The following is an 18,060-nucleotide window of genomic DNA, read 5'->3' on the forward strand; positions in this document are numbered from 1 at the left end:
ATCGGTGGAGCTGCATGACAAAGTCATCGGGCATTATCTGAACATAAAACACTATCAATAAGTTGGAGTCATTACCTCTCTGTTTTATGCATCGTCTGATTAGCGTCGCAAATAAGATTAAAGAAGGGGCATTTCAGCCCCTCTTTCATATTCTGAGTTAATCAATAACGGCGCAGTCTAGCCGTGTTCTGGCCGGAAAGGTCAGCTTTTTCAGGTTAACCCCGCGCAGGTCAGTCATACCATCTGCTATTGTTCGTTTCAGCATTGCTCAGGTCAACCTCGAGACAGTCAATACCACAAATGACAACCCCGTTAAAGTAAGCATTACTCAGATCAATGCCCCCGGTCCTGGTGCTCTTTTTCAGCTGCAACTCCAGAGTAAATATCGCCTCATCGCCAATAAAAAAACTGACGCATAACGTACCTTCTGGCGAGAGTGAGGCCTTCGCGGCCATATTTTCCGGATCTTTTGCGTATTCTTTGAGTTCATTAAATTTTATCAGCCAGTGAGTTAACTGATCACGCGCCTTCCCGTCGACAGCCCCGGTAAAGTATTTTGAGTAGTCATCACTATTCTGGAAATAAAATGCATCCTTCAGAATTTGCCTTGCCGCAGCCTGGGAATGTTTATCTGACCGGAAGAGATTGCGTAACGTCTCCCATAGCTCTTCAAAGATATTCATATTCTCGGTCTTTTGGACCAAGTTAACCATCCTGATAATCTGAGAATTAGTAAGGCCTGGATCTTTAGTGGTATTACTAGCAGGGATACTAATCTGTTCTGGGTTTCTTACTTTCATGCTGATAGCTCCACTCTGAGTAAAAAACTCAGAATAAGCGTCTTGAATAAGAATACTGTCAAAAATCGCTCATTCACGTAATAAGCCGTTGCGTTACCGATTTTGACTGTGCTAAGGGGATTCTTTCGGATCAACGCTCTCCAGCTATGCAAATACGCTCTTGATAGCTGAACGAATATTGGCTTTTTTAATACGCCTTCTCTATGGATTGCTGGTTGATAACAAAATCACTACACTAACGCCGTTCTCAACGGGGTGCCACGCGGACGCGTGCGCTGAGAAAATACCCGTCGAACCTGATCCGGATAACGCCGGCGAAGGGATTTGAGGCTCCTTCTCAAGTCCTTTGCCACTCTTTTTTGAGGTGCAAAGTGTTAAAAAAATGTCTTCCCCTGCTGTTGCTGTGCACAGCGCCCGTTTTCGCTAAACCCGTTCTGACTGTTTATACCTACGATTCCTTCGCCGCCGACTGGGGGCCTGGTCCGGTGGTTAAAAAAGCCTTTGAAGCCGACTGTAATTGCGAACTGAAACTGGTGGCGCTGGAAGATGGCGTTTCGCTTCTCAACCGTCTACGGATGGAAGGCAAAAACAGTAAAGCCGATGTGGTGCTGGGGCTGGATAACAACCTGTTAGACGCCGCCAGTAAAACCGGACTGTTTGCCAAAAGCGGTGTGGCAGCGGATGCCGTTAACGTTCCCGGCGGCTGGAATAATGACACTTTCGTACCGTTTGATTATGGCTACTTCGCCTTCGTTTATGACAAGAACAAACTGAAAAACCCGCCACAAAGCCTGAAAGAACTGGTTGAGAGCGATCAAAACTGGCGGGTGATTTATCAGGATCCGCGCACCAGTACACCGGGGCTGGGTCTGTTGCTATGGATGCAAAAAGTCTATGGCGATGACGCCCCACAAGCCTGGCAGAAACTGGCGAAGAAAACGGTCACGGTCACCAAAGGCTGGAGCGAAGCCTACGGCCTGTTTTTAAAAGGTGAAAGCGATCTGGTACTGAGTTACACCACCTCTCCGGCTTATCACATTCTCGAAGAGAAGAAAGATAACTACGCCGCCGCGAACTTCAGCGAAGGTCACTATCTGCAAGTGGAAGTCGCCGCTCGCACCGCTGCCAGCAAGCAGCCGGAGCTGGCGCAAAAATTCCTCCAGTTTATGGTTTCTCCGGCTTTCCAGAATGCGATCCCAACCGGCAACTGGATGTATCCGGTGGCAAACGTCACGCTGCCTGCCGGTTTTGAAAAATTGACCAAACCCGCAACCACGCTGGAGTTCACGCCAGCCGAAGTGGCGGCACAACGTCAGGCATGGATTAGCGAATGGCAACGCGCCGTCAGCCGTTAATTCCCGGCTGGTTAATTCCAGGTGTAAGCGCCGCCACGCTGGTGGTAGCGGTTGCGCTAGCGGCGTTTCTCGCCCTGTGGTGGAACGCGCCGCAGGGTGACTGGTCGGCAGTCTGGCAGGACAGCTACCTGTGGCATGTGGTGCGCTTCTCCTTCTGGCAGGCGTTTCTCTCGGCGCTACTCTCTGTCGTACCCGCGATATTCCTCGCCCGCGCGCTCTATCGCAGGCGCTTTCCGGGTCGGCTGGCGCTGTTGCGTCTGTGCGCAATGACCTTGATCCTCCCGGTGCTGGTTGCTGTTTTCGGCATTCTTAGCGTCTATGGTCGCCAGGGCTGGCTGGCATCGCTCTGCCAATCGCTCGGTCTGGAGTGGACCTTTTCGCCCTACGGCCTGCAAGGCATTTTGCTGGCCCATGTGTTTTTTAATCTGCCGATGGCGAGCCGCTTATTACTCCAGGCACTGGAAAACATTCCCGGCGAACAACGTCAGCTTGCCGCCCAGCTTGGGATGCGCGGCTGGCATTTTTTCCGCTTCGTCGAATGGCCGTGGTTACGGCGACAAATCCCGCCGGTTACCGCGCTTATCTTTATGCTCTGTTTCGCCAGCTTCGCCACCGTGTTATCGCTGGGCGGCGGTCCGCAGGCAACCACTATCGAGCTGGCAATCTATCAGGCGCTGAGTTACGACTACGATCCTGCCCGCGCGGCGATGCTGGCGCTGATCCAGATGGTGTGTTGCCTTGGGCTGGTGCTGTTGAGTCAGCGACTGAGTAAGGCCATTGCGCCCGGCACCACGCTGCTGCAAGGCTGGCGCGACCCGGACGATCGTCTGCATAGCCGCATTTGCGACACGATGTTAATTGTGCTGGCGCTGCTGCTGTTGCTGCCACCGTTGCTGGCGGTGATCGTCGATGGGGTAAATCGCCAGTTGCCGGAAGTGCTGGCACAACCGGTGCTGTGGCAGGCGCTGTGGACCTCGTTGCGTATTGCGCTGGCGGCAGGTGTATTGTGCGTAGTGCTGACCATGATGCTGCTATGGAGCAGTCGCGAACTTCGGGCGCGGCAAAAAATGCTGGCGGGCCAGGCGCTGGAGATGAGCGGCATGTTGATCCTCGCTATGCCGGGGATTGTGCTGGCAACGGGCTTCTTTTTACTGCTCAACAGCACCATTGGCCTGCCGCAATCTGCTGACGGCATTGTGATTTTCACCAATGCGTTAATGGCGATCCCCTACGCCCTGAAAGTACTGGAAAACCCGATGCGCGATATCACCGCCCGCTACAGCATGTTATGTCAGTCGCTGGGCATTGAAGGCTGGTCGCGCTTAAAAGTGGTGGAACTGCGCGCCCTGAAACGTCCTCTGGCGCAGGCACTGGCCTTTGCTTGTGTGCTGTCGATTGGTGATTTTGGCGTGGTGGCGCTGTTCGGTAACGATGATTTCCGTACCCTGCCATTTTATCTCTACCAGCAAATTGGCTCCTATCGCAGCCAGGACGGCGCAGTCACCGCGTTAATTCTGCTGCTGCTCTGTTTTCTGCTGTTTACCGTGATTGAAAAACTACCGGGGCGAAATGTTAAAACTGACTGATATCACCTGGCTTTATCACCATTTGCCGATGCGTTTTAGCTTAACGGTGGAACGCGGCGAGCAGGTGGCGATCCTCGGACCAAGCGGCGCGGGTAAAAGTACCCTGCTGAATTTGATCGCCGGTTTTCTGACGCCAGCCAGCGGTTCGCTGACTATCGACGGCGTTGATCACACAACTATGCCGCCGTCACGCCGTCCGGTGTCGATGCTGTTTCAGGATAACAACCTGTTCAGTCACCTGACGGTCGCGCAGAACATCGGGCTGGGGCTAAATCCGGGCTTGAAGCTGAACGCGGTACAGCAGGAGAAAATGCACGCTATCGCCCGTCAGATGGGAATTGATAATTTAATGATGCGCTTACCGGGCGAGCTTTCCGGCGGTCAGCGACAGCGAGTGGCGTTAGCCCGTTGTCTGGTACGCGAACAGCCGATTTTATTGCTCGATGAACCGTTCTCCGCGCTCGATCCGGCGCTACGCCAGGAGATGTTGACGCTGGTGAGCACGAGCTGCCAGCAGCAAAAAATGACGCTATTGATGGTGTCGCACAGCGTGGAAGATGCGGCGCGGATCGCCACGCGCTCGGTGGTGGTCGCCGACGGGCGTATCGCCTGGCAGGGTAAGACCGAAGAATTGTTGAGCGGTAAGGCGAGTGCTTCGGCGCTGTTGGGAATTACAGGTTAATATGCACTGTCGGATGCGGCGTGAACGCCTTATCCGACCTACGGGTGCGTTTTGTCCGCATCAAGCGCCCCACACAAGACTATGCCCTAAACTCCAACCACTTTACGCAAAATATCGATATACACCGGCATTAACGGATGGCGAATTAACACCACCAGCGCCACCACGCCGATGGCAGAAATCAACGGCGTCAGCCACAACAAACGACCGCGGGACAAATAATGACTCAAACGGTCAGTCGCTTTACCACTGCGCCATAACCGCCAGCACAGCCAGCCACCAACCCACAAAAATACCGCCGTCGCCAGCAGCAACCATTTAAACTCACTGCTCTGCATTCCGGCTGGAATATCGATCGCCGCACCCGCCAGAATCCCCGGCAGGAAGTAAAACGGTGGCCACAGCAGGCAGCCGATAATATTCGGCGTGATAAATTTTGCCACCGGGAGATCCAGCATTCCCGCCACCATTGGCACCAGCGGACGCGTCGGGCCAACAAAACGACCGACCAGAATGGTGAACATGCTGTGTTGATGCAACGCATGTTCAGTTTTATCGAGTAATGCTTTGTTCTTCTTCAGAAATGACCAACGATGCAATGGCTTTTTAAAACGCCAGCCCAGCCAGAAGGAGATCCAGTCGCCCAGCAGACAACCGACGATCCCTGCCAGCCAGGCGTGCCAAAAACTTAACTCGCCGCTGCCAATCAGCGCTCCCAGCCCCGCCATCAGCACCGTACCGGGTAGAATCAAACCGACCAGCGCCAGCGACTCCAGAAAGGCCACCAACACCACCGCCATCAATGAATACACGGTGGATTGGGTAATAAAGTGTTCCAGCAATGCTTGCATAATGTGCCTGTCAAATGGACGAAGCAGGGATTCTGCAAACCCTATGCTACTCCGTCAAGCCGTCAATTGTCTGATTCGTTACCAATTATGACAACTTGACGGCTACATCATTCACTTTTTCTTCACAACCGGCACGGAACTCGCTCGGGCTGGCCCCGGTGCATTTTTTAAATACCCGCGAGAAATAGAGTTGATCGTCAAAACCGACATTGCGACCGACGGTAGCGATAGGCATCCGGGTGGTGCTCAAAAGCAGCTTCGCCTGACTAATGCGTTGGTCCTCGCGCCAGCTTAAGACGCTAATCCCTAACTGCTGGCGGAAAAGATGTGACAGACGCGACGGCGACAAGCAAACATGCTGTGCGACGCTGGCGATATCAAAATTGCTGTCTGCCAGGTGATCGCTGATGTACTGACAAGCCTCGCGTACACGATTATCCATCGGTGGATGGAGCGACTCGTTAATCGCTTCCATGCGCCGCAGTAACAATTGCTCAAGCAGATTTATCGCCAGCAGCTCCGAATAGCGCCCTTCCCCTTGCCCGGCGTTAATGATTTGCCCAAACAGGTCGCTGAAATGCGGCTGGTGCGCTTCATCCGGGCGAAAGAAACCCGTATTGGCAAATATTGACGGCCAGTTAAGCCATTCATGCCAGTAGGCGCGCGGACGAAAGTAAACCCACTGGTGATACCATTCGCGAGCCTCCGGATGACGGCCGTAGTGATGAATCTCTCCTGGCGGGAACAGCAAAATATCACCCGGTCGGCAGACAAATTCTCGTCCCTGATTTTTCACCACCCCCTGACCGCGAATGGTGAGATTGAGAATATAACCTTTCATTCCCAGCGGTCGGTCGATAAAAAAATCGAGATAACCGTTGGCCTCAATCGGCGTTAAACCCGCCACCAGATGGGCGTTAAACGAGTATCCCGGCAGCAGGGGATCATTTTGCGCTTCAGCCATACTTTTCATACTCCCGCCATTCAGAGAAGAAACCAATTGTCCATATTGCATCAGATATTGCCGTCACTGCGTCTTTTACTGGCTCTTCTCGCTAACCCAACCGGTAACCCCGCTTATTAAAAGCATTCTGTAACAAAGCGGGACCAAAGCCATGACAAAAACGCGTAACAAAAGTGTCTATAATCACGGCAGAAAAGTCCACATTGATAATTTGCACGGCGTCACACTTTGCTATGCCATAGCATTTTTATCCATAAGATTAGCGGATCCTACCTGACGCTTTTTTTCGCAACTCTCTACTGTTTCTCCATACCCGTTTTTTTGGATGGAGTGAAACGATGGCGATTGCAATTGGCCTCGATTTTGGCAGTGATTCTGTGCGAGCTTTGGCGGTGGACTGCGCCAGCGGTGAAGAGATCGCCACCAGCGTAGAGTGGTATCCCCGTTGGCAAAAAGGGCAATTTTGTGATGCCCCGAATAACCAGTTCCGTCATCATCCGCGTGACTACATTGAGTCAATGGAAGCGGCACTGAAAACCGTGCTTGCAGAGCTTAGCGTCGAACAGCGCGCAGCTGTGGTCGGGATTGGCGTTGACAGTACCGGCTCGACGCCCGCACCGATTGATGCCGACGGTAACGTGCTGGCGCTGCGCCCAGAGTTTGCCGAAAACCCGAACGCGATGTTCGTATTGTGGAAAGACCACACTGCGGTTGAAGAAGCGGAAGAGATTACCCGTTTGTGCCACGCGCCGGGCAATGTTGACTACTCCCGCTATATTGGCGGTATTTATTCCAGCGAATGGTTCTGGGCAAAAATCCTGCATGTGACTCGCCAGGACAGCGCCGTGGCGCAATCTGCCGCATCGTGGATTGAGCTGTGCGACTGGGTGCCAGCTCTGCTTTCCGGTACCACCCGCCCGCAGGATATTCGTCGCGGACGTTGCAGCGCCGGGCATAAATCTCTGTGGCACGAAAGCTGGGGCGGCCTGCCGCCAGCCAGTTTCTTTGACGAACTGGACCCGATCCTCAATCGCCATTTGCCTTCCCCGCTGTTCACTGATACCTGGACTGCCGATATTCCGGTGGGCACCTTATGCCCGGAATGGGCGCAGCGTCTCGGCCTGCCTGAAAGCGTGGTGATTTCCGGCGGCGCGTTTGACTGCCATATGGGCGCAGTTGGCGCAGGCGCACAGCCTAACGCACTGGTAAAAGTTATCGGTACTTCCACCTGCGACATTCTGATTGCCGACAAACAGAGCGTTGGCGAGCGGGCAGTTAAAGGTATTTGCGGTCAGGTTGATGGCAGCGTGGTGCCTGGATTTATCGGTCTGGAAGCAGGCCAATCGGCGTTTGGTGATATCTACGCCTGGTTTGGTCGCGTACTCGGCTGGCCGCTGGAACAGCTTGCCGCCCAGCATCCGGAACTAAAAGAGCAAATCAACGCCAGCCAGAAACAACTGCTTCCGGCGCTGACCGAAGCATGGGCCAAAAATCCGTCTCTGGATCACCTGCCGGTGGTGCTCGACTGGTTTAACGGCCGCCGCACACCGAACGCTAACCAACGCCTGAAAGGGGTGATTACCGATCTTAACCTCGCTACCGACGCTCCGCTGCTGTTCGGCGGTTTGATTGCTGCCACCGCCTTTGGCGCACGCGCAATCATGGAGTGCTTTACCGATCAGGGGATCGCCGTTAATAACGTGATGGCGCTGGGCGGCATCGCGCGGAAAAACCAGGTCATTATGCAGGCCTGCTGCGACGTGCTGAATCGCCCGCTGCAAATTGTTGCCTCTGACCAGTGCTGTGCGCTCGGTGCGGCGATTTTTGCTGCCGTCGCCGCGAAAGTGCACGCAGACATCCCCTCAGCCCAGCAAAAAATGGCCAGTGCGGTAGAGAAAACCCTGCAACCGCGCAGCGAACAGGCACAACGCTTTGAACAGCTTTATCGCCGCTATCAGCAATGGGCGATGAGCGCCGAACAACACTATCTTCCAACTTCCGCCCCGGCACAGGCTGCCCAGGCCGTTCCGACTCTATAAGGACACGATAATGACGATTTTTGATAATTATGAAGTGTGGTTTGTCATTGGCAGCCAGCATCTGTATGGCCCGGAAACCCTGCGTCAGGTCACCCAACATGCCGAGCACGTTGTTAATGCGCTAAATACGGAAGCGAAACTGCCCTGCAAACTGGTGTTGAAACCGCTGGGCACCACGCCGGATGAAATCACCGCTATTTGCCGCGACGCGAATTACGACGATCGTTGCGCTGGTCTGGTGGTGTGGCTGCACACCTTCTCCCCGGCCAAAATGTGGATCAACGGCCTGACCATGCTCAACAAACCGTTGCTGCAATTCCACACCCAGTTTAACGCGGCGCTGCCGTGGGACAGTATCGATATGGACTTTATGAACCTGAACCAGACCGCGCACGGCGGTCGCGAGTTCGGCTTCATTGGCGCGCGTATGCGTCAGCAACATGCCGTCGTTACCGGTCACTGGCAGGATAAACAAGCCCATGAGCGTATCGGCTCCTGGATGCGTCAGGCGGTCTCTAAACAGGATACCCGTCATCTGAAAGTCTGCCGTTTTGGCGATAACATGCGTGAAGTGGCGGTCACCGATGGCGATAAAGTTGCCGCACAAATCAAGTTCGGTTTCTCCGTCAATACCTGGGCGGTTGGCGATCTGGTGCAGGTGGTGAACTCCATCAGCGACGGCGATGTTAACGCGCTGGTCGATGAGTACGAAAGCTGCTACACCATGACGCCTGCCACACAAATCCACGGCGAAAAACGACAGAACGTGCTGGAAGCGGCGCGTATTGAGCTGGGGATGAAACGTTTCCTGGAACAAGGTGGCTTCCACGCGTTCACCACCACCTTTGAAGATTTGCACGGTCTGAAACAGCTTCCTGGTCTGGCCGTACAGCGTCTGATGCAGCAGGGTTACGGCTTTGCGGGCGAAGGCGACTGGAAAACTGCCGCCCTGCTTCGCATCATGAAGGTGATGTCAACCGGTCTGCAGGGCGGCACCTCCTTTATGGAGGACTACACCTATCACTTCGAGAAAGGCAATGACCTGGTGCTCGGCTCCCATATGCTGGAAGTCTGCCCGTCGATCGCCGCAGAAGAGAAACCGATCCTCGACGTTCAGCATCTCGGTATTGGTGGTAAGGACGATCCTGCCCGCCTGATCTTCAATACCCAAACCGGCCCAGCGATTGTCGCCAGCTTGATTGATCTCGGCGATCGTTACCGTCTACTGGTTAACTGCATCGACACGGTGAAAACACCGCACTCCCTGCCGAAACTGCCGGTGGCGAATGCGCTGTGGAAAGCGCAACCGGATCTGCCAACTGCTTCCGAAGCGTGGATCCTTGCTGGTGGTGCGCACCACACCGTCTTCAGCCATGCGCTGAACCTCAACGATATGCGCCAGTTCGCCGAGATGCACGACATTGAAATCACGGTGATTGATAACGACACCCGCCTGCCAGCGTTTAAAGACGCACTGCGCTGGAACGAAGTGTATTACGGATTTCGTCGCTAAGTAGCCGCATCAGGTATGTAACGCCTGATGCGACGCTGACGCGTCTTATCAGGCCTACACGCTGTGATTTTGTAGGCGGAATAAGCAAAGCGCATCCGGCATTGTTTTCCCCCTCGCCCCTTCGGGGAGAGGGCCGGGGTGAGGGGAAACGACCTCTCAGGAGTCAACATGTTAGAAGATCTCAAACGCCAGGTATTAGAAGCCAACCTGGCGCTGCCAAAACACAACCTGGTCACGCTCACATGGGGCAACGTCAGCGCCGTTGATCGCGAGCGCGGCGTCTTTGTGATCAAACCTTCCGGCGTCGATTACAGCATCATGACCGCTGACGATATGGTCGTGGTCAGCATCGAAACCGGTGAAGTGGTTGAAGGTGCGAAAAAGCCCTCCTCCGATACGCCAACTCACCGGCTGCTCTATCAGGCATTCCCGTCCATTGGCGGCATTGTGCACACGCACTCGCGCCACGCCACCATCTGGGCGCAGGCGGGTCAGTCGATTCCAGCTACCGGCACCACCCACGCCGACTATTTCTACGGCACCATTCCCTGCACCCGCAAAATGACCGACGCAGAAATCAACGGCGAATATGAGTGGGAAACCGGTAACGTCATCGTAGAAACCTTCGAAAAACAGGGTATCGATGCAGCGCAAATGCCCGGCGTCCTGGTCCATTCTCACGGCCCATTTGCATGGGGCAAAAATGCCGAAGATGCGGTGCATAACGCCATCGTGCTGGAAGAGGTCGCTTATATGGGGATATTCTGCCGTCAGTTAGCGCCGCAGTTACCGGATATGCAGCAAACGCTGCTGGATAAACACTATCTGCGTAAGCATGGCGCGAAGGCATATTACGGGCAGTAATGACTGTATAAAACCACAGCCAATCAAATGAAACCAGGCTATAATCAAGCCTGGTTTTTTGATGGATTTTCAGCGTGGCGCAGGCAGGTTTTATCTTAACCCGACACTGGCGGGATACCCCGCAAGGAACAGAGGTCTCCTTCTGGCTGGCGACGGACAACGGGCCGTTGCAGGTTACGCTTGCACCGCAAGAGTCCGTGGCGTTTATTCCCGCCGATCAGGTTCCCCGCGCTCAGCATATTTTGCGGGGTGAACAAGGCTTTCGCCTGACGCCGCTGGCGTTAAAGGATTTTCACCGCCAGCCGGTGTATGGCCTTTACTGTCGCGCCCATCGCCAATTGATGAATTACGAAAAGCGCCTGCGTGAAGGTGGCGTTACCGTCTACGAGGCCGATGTGCGCCCGCCAGAACGCTATCTGATGGAGCGGTTTATCACCTCACCGGTGTGGGTCGAGGGTGATATGCACAATGGCGCTATCGTTAATGCCCGTCTGAAACCGCATCCCGACTATCGTCCGCCGCTCAAGTGGGTTTCTATTGATATTGAAACCACCCGCCACGGTGAGCTGTACTGCATCGGCCTGGAAGGTTGCGGGCAGCGCATCGTTTATATGCTGGGACCAGAGAATGGCGACGCCTCCGCGCTCGATTTCGAACTGGAATACGTCGCCAGTCGCCCGCAGCTACTGGAAAAACTCAACGCCTGGTTTGCAAACTACGATCCTGATGTGATCATCGGTTGGAACGTGGTGCAGTTTGATCTGCGAATGCTGCAAAAACATGCCGAGCGTTACCGTATTCCACTGCGGCTGGGGCGCGATAACAGCGAGCTGGAGTGGCGCGAGCACGGTTTTAAAAACGGTGTCTTTTTTGCTCAGGCTAAAGGTCGGCTAATTATCGACGGTATCGAGGCGCTGAAATCCGCGTTCTGGAATTTCTCTTCATTCTCGCTGGAAACTGTCGCTCAGGAGCTATTAGGCGAAGGAAAATCTATCGATAACCCGTGGGATCGAATGGACGAAATTGACCGCCGTTTCGCCGAAGATAAACCTGCGCTGGCAACTTATAACCTGAAAGATTGCGAGCTGGTGACGCAGATCTTCCACAAAACTGAAATCATGCCATTTTTACTCGAACGAGCAACGGTGAACGGCCTGCCGGTGGACCGGCACGGCGGTTCAGTGGCGGCGTTTGGTCATCTCTATTTTCCCCGGATGCATCGCGCCGGATATGTCGCGCCCAATCTCGGCGAAGTGCCGCCGCACGCCAGCCCTGGCGGCTACGTGATGGATTCGCGACCTGGGCTTTATGATTCGGTGCTGGTGCTGGACTACAAAAGCCTGTACCCGTCGATCATCCGCACCTTTCTGATTGATCCCGTCGGGCTGGTGGAAGGCATGGCGCAGCCTGATCCAGAGCACAGTACCGAAGGTTTTCTCGATGCCTGGTTCTCACGGGAGAAACATTGCCTGCCGGAGATTGTGACTAACATCTGGCACGGGCGCGATGAAGCCAAACGTCAGGGTAATAAGCCGCTTTCGCAGGCGCTGAAGATCATTATGAATGCCTTTTATGGCGTGCTCGGCACCACCGCCTGCCGCTTCTTCGATCCGCGCCTGGCATCGTCGATCACCATGCGTGGTCATCAGATCATGCGGCAAACCAAAGCGTTGATTGAAGCGCAGGGCTACGACGTGATCTACGGCGATACCGACTCAACGTTTGTCTGGCTGAAAGGTGCACATTCGGAAGAAGAAGCGGCGAAAATCGGTCGTGCACTGGTGCAGCACGTTAACGCCTGGTGGGCGGAAACGCTGCAAAAACAACAGCTGACCAGCGCACTGGAACTGGAGTATGAAACCCATTTCTGCCGTTTTCTGATGCCAACCATTCGCGGAGCCGATACCGGCAGTAAAAAGCGTTATGCCGGGCTGATTCAGGAGGGCGACAAACAGCGGATGGTGTTTAAAGGGCTGGAAACCGTGCGTACGGACTGGACGCCGCTGGCCCAGCAGTTTCAGCAGGAGCTTTACCTGCGTATCTTCCGCAACGAGCCATATCAGGAGTACGTCCGCGAAACCATCGACAAACTGATGGCGGGTGAACTGGATGCGCGGCTGGTTTACCGTAAACGCCTTCGCCGTCCGCTGAGCGAATATCAGCGTAATGTTCCGCCTCATGTACGCGCCGCTCGTCTTGCCGATGAAGAAAACCAAAAGCGCGGTCGCCCCTTGCAATATCAGAACCGCGGCACCATTAAGTACGTATGGACCACCAACGGCCCGGAGCCGCTGGACTACCAACGTTCACCACTGGATTACGAACACTATCTGACCCGCCAGCTACAACCCGTGGCGGAGGGAATACTCCCTTTTATTGAGGATAATTTTGCTACACTTATGACCGGGCAACTTGGGCTATTTTGAGCAAAAAAAGAGTTCGCCAGATACCATTTTGATGCGTGACGAATGCTTTGCCATCCAGTACCATAGCGCCCTTTCCATTCCTGGACCTGAATAACACCACTACCTCATAAGCACGGTAGCGGGTGGTTATTGCCTGCAATTAAAGATATAGAGCCGAACACATATGCCTTTTACACTTGGTCAACGCTGGATCAGCGATACAGAAAGCGAATTGGGACTTGGAACCGTTGTCGCGGTGGATGCGCGAACTGTCACTTTACTTTTCCCATCTACTGGTGAAAACCGTCTGTACGCACGCAGTGATTCCCCCGTGACCCGCGTGATGTTCAACCCTGGTGATACCATTACCAGCCATGACGGCTGGCAGATGCAAGTCGAAGAAGTAAAAGAAGAAAATGGCTTGCTGACCTATATCGGTACTCGCCTGGATACTGAAGAGTCCGGCGTAGCCCTGCGTGAAGTTTTCCTTGATAGCAAACTGGTGTTCAGCAAACCGCAGGACCGCCTGTTTGCCGGGCAGATTGACCGTATGGACCGCTTTGCGCTGCGCTATCGTGCGCGTAAGTATTCCAGCGAACAGTTCCGTATGCCGTACAGCGGCCTGCGCGGTCAGCGTACCAGCCTGATCCCGCACCAGCTCAACATCGCTCATGATGTTGGCCGCCGCCACGCGCCGCGCGTCCTGCTGGCTGACGAAGTGGGTTTAGGGAAAACCATTGAAGCCGGGATGATCCTGCATCAGCAACTGCTCTCTGGCGCTGCTGAACGTGTGCTGATTATCGTCCCGGAAACCTTACAGCATCAGTGGCTGGTAGAAATGCTGCGCCGTTTCAACCTGCGCTTTGCGCTGTTTGATGATGAGCGTTATGCCGAAGCTCAGCACGATGCTTACAACCCGTTCGACACCGAACAGCTGGTGATTTGCTCGCTGGATTTTGCCCGTCGTAGCAAACAGCGGCTGGAACATCTCTGTGAAGCCGAATGGGACCTGCTGGTGGTCGATGAAGCGCATCACCTGGTGTGGAGCGAAGATGCGCCAAGCCGTGAATATCAGGCCATTGAACAACTGGCAGAGCACGTGCCGGGCGTTCTGCTGCTGACCGCGACCCCGGAACAGCTGGGGATGGAAAGCCACTTCGCCCGTCTGCGTCTGCTGGACCCGAACCGTTTCCACGATTTTGCGCAGTTCGTTGAAGAGCAGAAAAATTATCGTCCGGTTGCGGACGCCGTTGCCATGCTGCTGGCAGGTAACAAACTGAGCAATGACGAACTGAACATGCTCGGCGAGATGATCGGCGAGCAGGATATCGAGCCGCTGTTGCAAGCAGCAAACAGCGACAGCGAAGATGCCCAGAGCGCCCGTCAGGAGCTGGTTTCGATGCTGATGGATCGCCACGGCACCAGCCGCGTGCTGTTCCGTAACACCCGTAACGGTGTGAAAGGATTCCCGAAACGCGAGCTGCACACCATTAAGCTGCCGCTACCGACGCAGTATCAGACGGCTATTAAAGTCTCCGGCATTATGGGCGCACGCAAAAGTGCGGAAGATCGCGCCCGCGATATGCTCTACCCGGAGCGTATTTATCAGGAATTTGAAGGTGATAACGCCACCTGGTGGAACTTCGATCCGCGCGTTGAGTGGCTGATGGGCTACCTGACCAGCCATCGCTCTCAGAAAGTGCTGGTGATCTGCGCTAAAGCTGCCACTGCGCTGCAACTGGAGCAAGTACTGCGCGAACGTGAAGGTATCCGCGCTGCTGTGTTCCACGAAGGCATGTCGATTATTGAGCGTGACCGCGCTGCCGCCTGGTTTGCTGAAGAAGACACCGGCGCACAGGTACTGCTGTGCTCGGAAATCGGTTCTGAAGGACGTAACTTCCAGTTCGCCAGCCACATGGTGATGTTTGACCTACCATTCAACCCGGATCTGCTGGAGCAGCGTATTGGTCGTCTGGATCGTATCGGCCAGGCGCACGATATTCAGATCCATGTGCCTTATCTGGAGAAAACCGCTCAGTCGGTGCTGGTGCGCTGGTATCACGAAGGTCTGGATGCATTTGAACACACCTGCCCGACCGGACGCACTATTTACGATAGCGTCTACAACGATCTGATTAACTATCTGGCTTCACCGGATCAAATCGAAGGCTTTGACGATCTGATCAAAAACTGCCGCGAGCAACATGAAGCGCTGAAAGCACAGCTGGAACAGGGGCGTGACCGCCTGCTGGAAATCCACTCCAACGGTGGCGAAAAAGCCCAGGCACTGGCAGAAAGCATTGAAGAGCAGGATGACGATACCAACCTGATCGCCTTCGCCATGAACCTGTTCGATATTATCGGTATCAATCAGGACGATCGCGGCGACAACATGATCGTGCTGACACCGTCCGATCATATGCTGGTGCCGGACTTCCCTGGCTTGTCGGAAGATGGCATCACCATCACCTTCGACCGTGAAGTGGCGCTGGCGCGTGAAGATGCGCAGTTTATTACCTGGGAGCATCCGCTGATCCGCAACGGTCTGGATCTGATCCTTTCTGGCGATACTGGTAGCAGCACGATTTCACTGTTGAAAAACAAAGCGTTACCGGTAGGTACGCTGTTGGTGGAACTGATTTACGTGGTCGAAGCCCAGGCGCCGAAGCAGTTGCAGCTCAACCGCTTCCTGCCACCGACGCCGGCACGTATGCTGCTGGATAAAAATGGCAACAACCTGGCGGCCCAGGTGGAGTTTGAAACCTTTAACCGCCAGCTTAACGCGGTTAACCGTCACACCGGCAGCAAACTGGTTAATGCCGTGCAGCAGGATGTTCACGCTATCCTTCAGCTGGGTGAAGCGCAGATCGAGAAATCGGCCCGTGCATTGATTGATACCGCACGTAACGAAGCCGACGAAAAACTGTCTGCCGAGCTGTCTCGTCTGGAAGCGCTGCGCGCAGTGAACCCGAACATTCGTGACGACGAACTGACCGCCATTGAGAGCAACCGTCAGCAGGTAATGGAAAGCCTGGATCAGGCAGGCTGGCGTCTGGATGCCCTGCGTTTGATCGTTGTAACGCATCAGTAACGGAGCCGAAAATGGGGATGGAAAACTACAATCCACCGCAGGAACCCTGGTTGGTTATCCTGTATCAGGATGACCATATTATGGTGGTCAACAAGCCGAGCGGTTTGTTGTCAGTGCCGGGTCGTCTGGAAGAGCACAAAGACAGCGTGATGACGCGCATTCAGCGTGATTATCCGCAGGCAGAATCGGTGCATCGTCTGGATATGGCTACCAGCGGCGTGATTGTAGTGGCGCTGACCAAAGCCGCGGAGCGGGAGTTAAAACGCCAGTTCCGCGAGCGCGAGCCGAAAAAGCAGTATGTGGCCCGCGTCTGGGGGCATCCATCCCCTGCGGAAGGTCTGGTAGATCTGCCGCTGATTTGCGACTGGCCAAACCGCCCGAAACAGAAAGTCTGTTACGAAACAGGTAAACCTGCGCAGACGGAATATGAAGTGGTGGAGTATGCGGCGGATAACACGGCAAGAGTGGTGTTAAAACCGATTACCGGGCGTTCGCATCAATTGCGTGTGCATATGCTGGCGCTGGGTCATCCGATTCTCGGCGATCGTTTTTATGCATCACCGGAAGCGAGAGCGATGGCACCGCGTTTGTTGCTACATGCAGAGATGTTGACGATTACCCATCCGGCGTATGGCAATAGTATGACGTTTAAAGCGCCAGCGGATTTTTAACCTTTCCTGTACGTTTATACCCTCATCCTAAGGGCTGCCTCTTGTACATAAATCCCCGAGTCCGGGGATTTTTTGTTTCTGCCAAACTGCTTTCAGTTGTTGCGTGTGGCTACGCTTTCCATTTGGTAATTCCCTTCCTGCTCCACAGCGAATTTTTGAACTTTTTCTTCACCCGTTGATCGTCTCTACTATTTCATTTTATCGGGTCTGTTATGGTCCTTTCTGATTGTTATTCATGGGCTAATTAGCAGTCTGGTTGGCAATGCCCATCTCGGTGATCCGCGTCGTGCACGACGCCTTGCGTCACTAGCCTCTTCTCTCGCTCATCATGCAGGTCTTTCTAATTGTGAAATCAACCTTAGCTTATTCTGGATCATTCAATAATTGCGTTGGCAATAATTTCTTCAGCAGTACTTTATTTAGTAGCAATTTCTTCGGTAGCAATTTTTTTGGGAGTGATTTTATTAATAATAATTACCTCATCATATAGGTGGGTAGCACCGTCCACGGTAGCACCGTCCAGGTTAGCATTCCACCCAGGTTCCAAGTAAAGGACTTTATTATGACCTTTCATTGTTTTGAGACCAAAGTAACAATCCCTCATGTCAACGCCGGGAAGGTAAGCCTCTCTAAGATCAACGCCCAAGTTACCTGGGCCTTTATGCAGCTGCAACGTCTGAGTACATATCTCCTTATTTTCAATAAAAAAAGTGACACTTAACTCGATATCACCGTAGGTCTCGGCGACCCAGCACATATTGCCCTTTGCGACCATCTCATCCGGATTTTTTGCGCATGTTTTGAGTTCATTGAATAATCCCAGGCTATTGATAAACTTTTCTTTCTCATTCTCGTTGACAGCCCCAGTAAAGTATTTTGAGGCGTTGATGTTGCCAGCATTTTTATTCACGAAATTGAACAGAAGTTTATAAGCCTCCGTCTGTTTATCTGACCAGAACAGATGGCGTAACGTCTCCCACAAGCGTTGAAAGATATTCATCTTCATGTCCATCTTGTCCCCGCTAACCATCTTATAAATATCGTTATTGCTCATATTTAAAAGTGTAGCCGGCATGCCTGGAACTGATACTTTCATGGTAATAGCCTCGCATTGAGTTAAAAACTCATGATGCGCACTCTGAATAAATATACTTTCAAAAATCGGGTAATGACTCCAACTTATTGATAGTGTTTTATGTTCAGATAATGCCCGATGACTTTGTCATGCAGCTCCACCGA

Annotated in this window: 15 protein-coding genes, 1 pseudogene and 1 riboswitch; of the genes and pseudogenes, 11 read left to right on the forward strand and 5 right to left on the reverse strand. The window is 53.7% G+C overall.

Annotated elements, in window-relative coordinates; translation table 11 throughout:
- The coding region (locus tag OQV04_RS25155; RefSeq protein WP_071528444.1) for an IS1 family transposase at positions 1 to 61 on the forward strand (61 nt) is incomplete at its 5' end.
- Between the two features lie 169 nt (positions 62 to 230).
- On the opposite strand, the gene espY2 is transcribed toward OQV04_RS25155, so the two are convergent.
- A complete protein-coding gene (espY2, locus tag OQV04_RS19170; RefSeq protein WP_021556407.1) occupies positions 231 to 800 on the reverse strand; it encodes a T3SS effector EspY2 in 570 nt (189 codons plus the stop codon).
- Between the two features lie 241 nt (positions 801 to 1,041).
- A riboswitch (TPP riboswitch) is annotated at positions 1,042 to 1,141 on the forward strand.
- Positions 1,142 to 1,171: 30 nt separating this feature from the next.
- Here espY2 and thiB point away from each other — a divergent pair.
- From thiB to thiQ, 3 genes are read left to right on the forward strand one after another with little or no spacing between them, the layout of a single operon-like run.
- Positions 1,172 to 2,155 carry a thiamine ABC transporter substrate binding subunit gene (gene thiB, locus OQV04_RS19175; protein WP_001301364.1) on the forward strand — a complete coding sequence of 328 codons (984 nt, stop codon included), beginning with the start codon at positions 1,172 to 1,174 and terminating at the stop codon, positions 2,153 to 2,155.
- A complete protein-coding gene (gene thiP, locus OQV04_RS19180; protein WP_032280245.1) occupies positions 2,131 to 3,741 on the forward strand; it encodes a thiamine/thiamine pyrophosphate ABC transporter permease ThiP in 1,611 nt (536 codons plus the stop codon). The genes thiB and thiP overlap by 25 nt, the downstream gene beginning before the upstream one ends.
- Positions 3,725 to 4,423: a thiamine ABC transporter ATP-binding protein ThiQ gene (gene thiQ / locus OQV04_RS19185; protein ID WP_032280244.1), complete on the forward strand. Its 699-nt coding sequence runs from the start codon at positions 3,725 to 3,727 to the stop codon at positions 4,421 to 4,423. Before thiP ends, thiQ begins: the two co-directional genes overlap by 17 nt.
- A gap of 86 nt (positions 4,424 to 4,509) precedes the next feature.
- Here thiQ and OQV04_RS19190 read toward each other — a convergent pair whose 3' ends face one another.
- The gene (locus OQV04_RS19190; protein ID WP_032280243.1) at positions 4,510 to 5,274 is read right to left on the reverse strand and encodes a DedA family protein; all 765 of its coding nucleotides are present in this window, start codon (positions 5,272 to 5,274) and stop codon (positions 4,510 to 4,512) included.
- Positions 5,275 to 5,359: 85 nt separating this feature from the next.
- Positions 5,360 to 6,238, reverse strand: a complete 879-nt coding sequence (araC, locus tag OQV04_RS19195) for an arabinose operon transcriptional regulator AraC (protein ID WP_001300811.1) — start codon at positions 6,236 to 6,238, stop codon at positions 5,360 to 5,362.
- A gap of 338 nt (positions 6,239 to 6,576) precedes the next feature.
- On the opposite strand from araC, the gene araB reads away from it, so the two are divergent.
- The 7 genes and pseudogenes from araB to OQV04_RS19230 form a co-directional block, all read left to right on the forward strand.
- On the forward strand, positions 6,577 to 8,277 hold the full coding sequence (gene araB / locus OQV04_RS19200; protein ID WP_032280242.1) for a ribulokinase: 1,701 nt from the start codon (positions 6,577 to 6,579) through the stop codon (positions 8,275 to 8,277).
- A gap of 10 nt (positions 8,278 to 8,287) precedes the next feature.
- Positions 8,288 to 9,790, forward strand: coding sequence for an L-arabinose isomerase (gene araA / locus OQV04_RS19205; protein WP_000151726.1), 1,503 nt, complete (start codon positions 8,288 to 8,290; stop codon positions 9,788 to 9,790).
- A 168-nt stretch (positions 9,791 to 9,958) separates the two neighbouring features.
- Positions 9,959 to 10,654, forward strand: coding sequence for an L-ribulose-5-phosphate 4-epimerase (gene araD / locus OQV04_RS19210; RefSeq protein ID WP_000888654.1), 696 nt, complete (start codon positions 9,959 to 9,961; stop codon positions 10,652 to 10,654).
- A gap of 74 nt (positions 10,655 to 10,728) precedes the next feature.
- On the forward strand, positions 10,729 to 13,080 hold the full coding sequence (gene polB / locus OQV04_RS19215) for a DNA polymerase II (RefSeq protein ID WP_032288135.1): 2,352 nt from the start codon (positions 10,729 to 10,731) through the stop codon (positions 13,078 to 13,080).
- 163 nt (positions 13,081 to 13,243) lie between these two features.
- Entirely contained in the window at positions 13,244 to 16,150 is a 2,907-nt protein-coding gene (rapA, locus tag OQV04_RS19220) for an RNA polymerase-associated protein RapA (protein WP_032280240.1), read from the forward strand.
- Positions 16,151 to 16,161: 11 nt separating this feature from the next.
- Positions 16,162 to 16,821, forward strand: a complete 660-nt coding sequence (rluA, locus tag OQV04_RS19225) for a bifunctional tRNA pseudouridine(32) synthase/23S rRNA pseudouridine(746) synthase RluA (RefSeq protein WP_000525176.1) — start codon at positions 16,162 to 16,164, stop codon at positions 16,819 to 16,821.
- 212 nt (positions 16,822 to 17,033) lie between these two features.
- Positions 17,034 to 17,163: pseudogene (locus tag OQV04_RS19230) on the forward strand (transposase DNA-binding-containing protein); the annotation flags it as partial.
- 73 nt (positions 17,164 to 17,236) lie between these two features.
- Here the strand turns inward: OQV04_RS19230 and espY1 are convergent.
- Both espY1 and OQV04_RS25160 read right to left on the reverse strand, forming a co-directional pair.
- Complete coding sequence (espY1, locus tag OQV04_RS19235; RefSeq protein ID WP_050438620.1) at positions 17,237 to 17,917, reverse strand: T3SS effector EspY1; 681 nt, start codon at positions 17,915 to 17,917, stop codon at positions 17,237 to 17,239.
- Positions 17,918 to 18,000: 83 nt separating this feature from the next.
- Positions 18,001 to 18,060: IS1 family transposase (locus OQV04_RS25160; RefSeq protein ID WP_071528444.1), on the reverse strand; the 60-nt coding region annotated here is incomplete at its 5' end.

The organism is Escherichia sp. Lx600-2 (assembly GCF_036662595.1).
In the GTDB taxonomy this organism is placed as follows: Bacteria; Pseudomonadota; Gammaproteobacteria; order Enterobacterales; family Enterobacteriaceae; genus Escherichia; species Escherichia coli.

Bases quoted from the DNA above. Each gene is read 5' to 3' on its own strand.
- araD (WP_000888654.1), top strand. From the start codon at position 9,959: ATGTTAGAAGATCTCAAACGCCAGGTATTAGAAGCCAACCTGGCGCTG.
- thiQ (WP_032280244.1), top strand. From the start codon at position 3,725: ATGTTAAAACTGACTGATATCACCTGGCTTTATCACCATTTGCCGATG.
- rluA (WP_000525176.1), top strand. From the start codon at position 16,162: ATGGGGATGGAAAACTACAATCCACCGCAGGAACCCTGGTTGGTTATC.
- OQV04_RS19190 (WP_032280243.1), bottom strand. From the start codon at position 5,274: ATGCAAGCATTGCTGGAACACTTTATTACCCAATCCACCGTGTATTCA.
- araA (WP_000151726.1), top strand. From the start codon at position 8,288: ATGACGATTTTTGATAATTATGAAGTGTGGTTTGTCATTGGCAGCCAG.
- araC (WP_001300811.1), bottom strand. From the start codon at position 6,238: ATGGCTGAAGCGCAAAATGATCCCCTGCTGCCGGGATACTCGTTTAAC.
- espY2 (WP_021556407.1), bottom strand. From the start codon at position 800: ATGAAAGTAAGAAACCCAGAACAGATTAGTATCCCTGCTAGTAATACC.
- araB (WP_032280242.1), top strand. From the start codon at position 6,577: ATGGCGATTGCAATTGGCCTCGATTTTGGCAGTGATTCTGTGCGAGCT.
- thiP (WP_032280245.1), top strand. From the start codon at position 2,131: ATGGCAACGCGCCGTCAGCCGTTAATTCCCGGCTGGTTAATTCCAGGT.
- rapA (WP_032280240.1), top strand. From the start codon at position 13,244: ATGCCTTTTACACTTGGTCAACGCTGGATCAGCGATACAGAAAGCGAA.
- espY1 (WP_050438620.1), bottom strand. From the start codon at position 17,917: ATGAAAGTATCAGTTCCAGGCATGCCGGCTACACTTTTAAATATGAGC.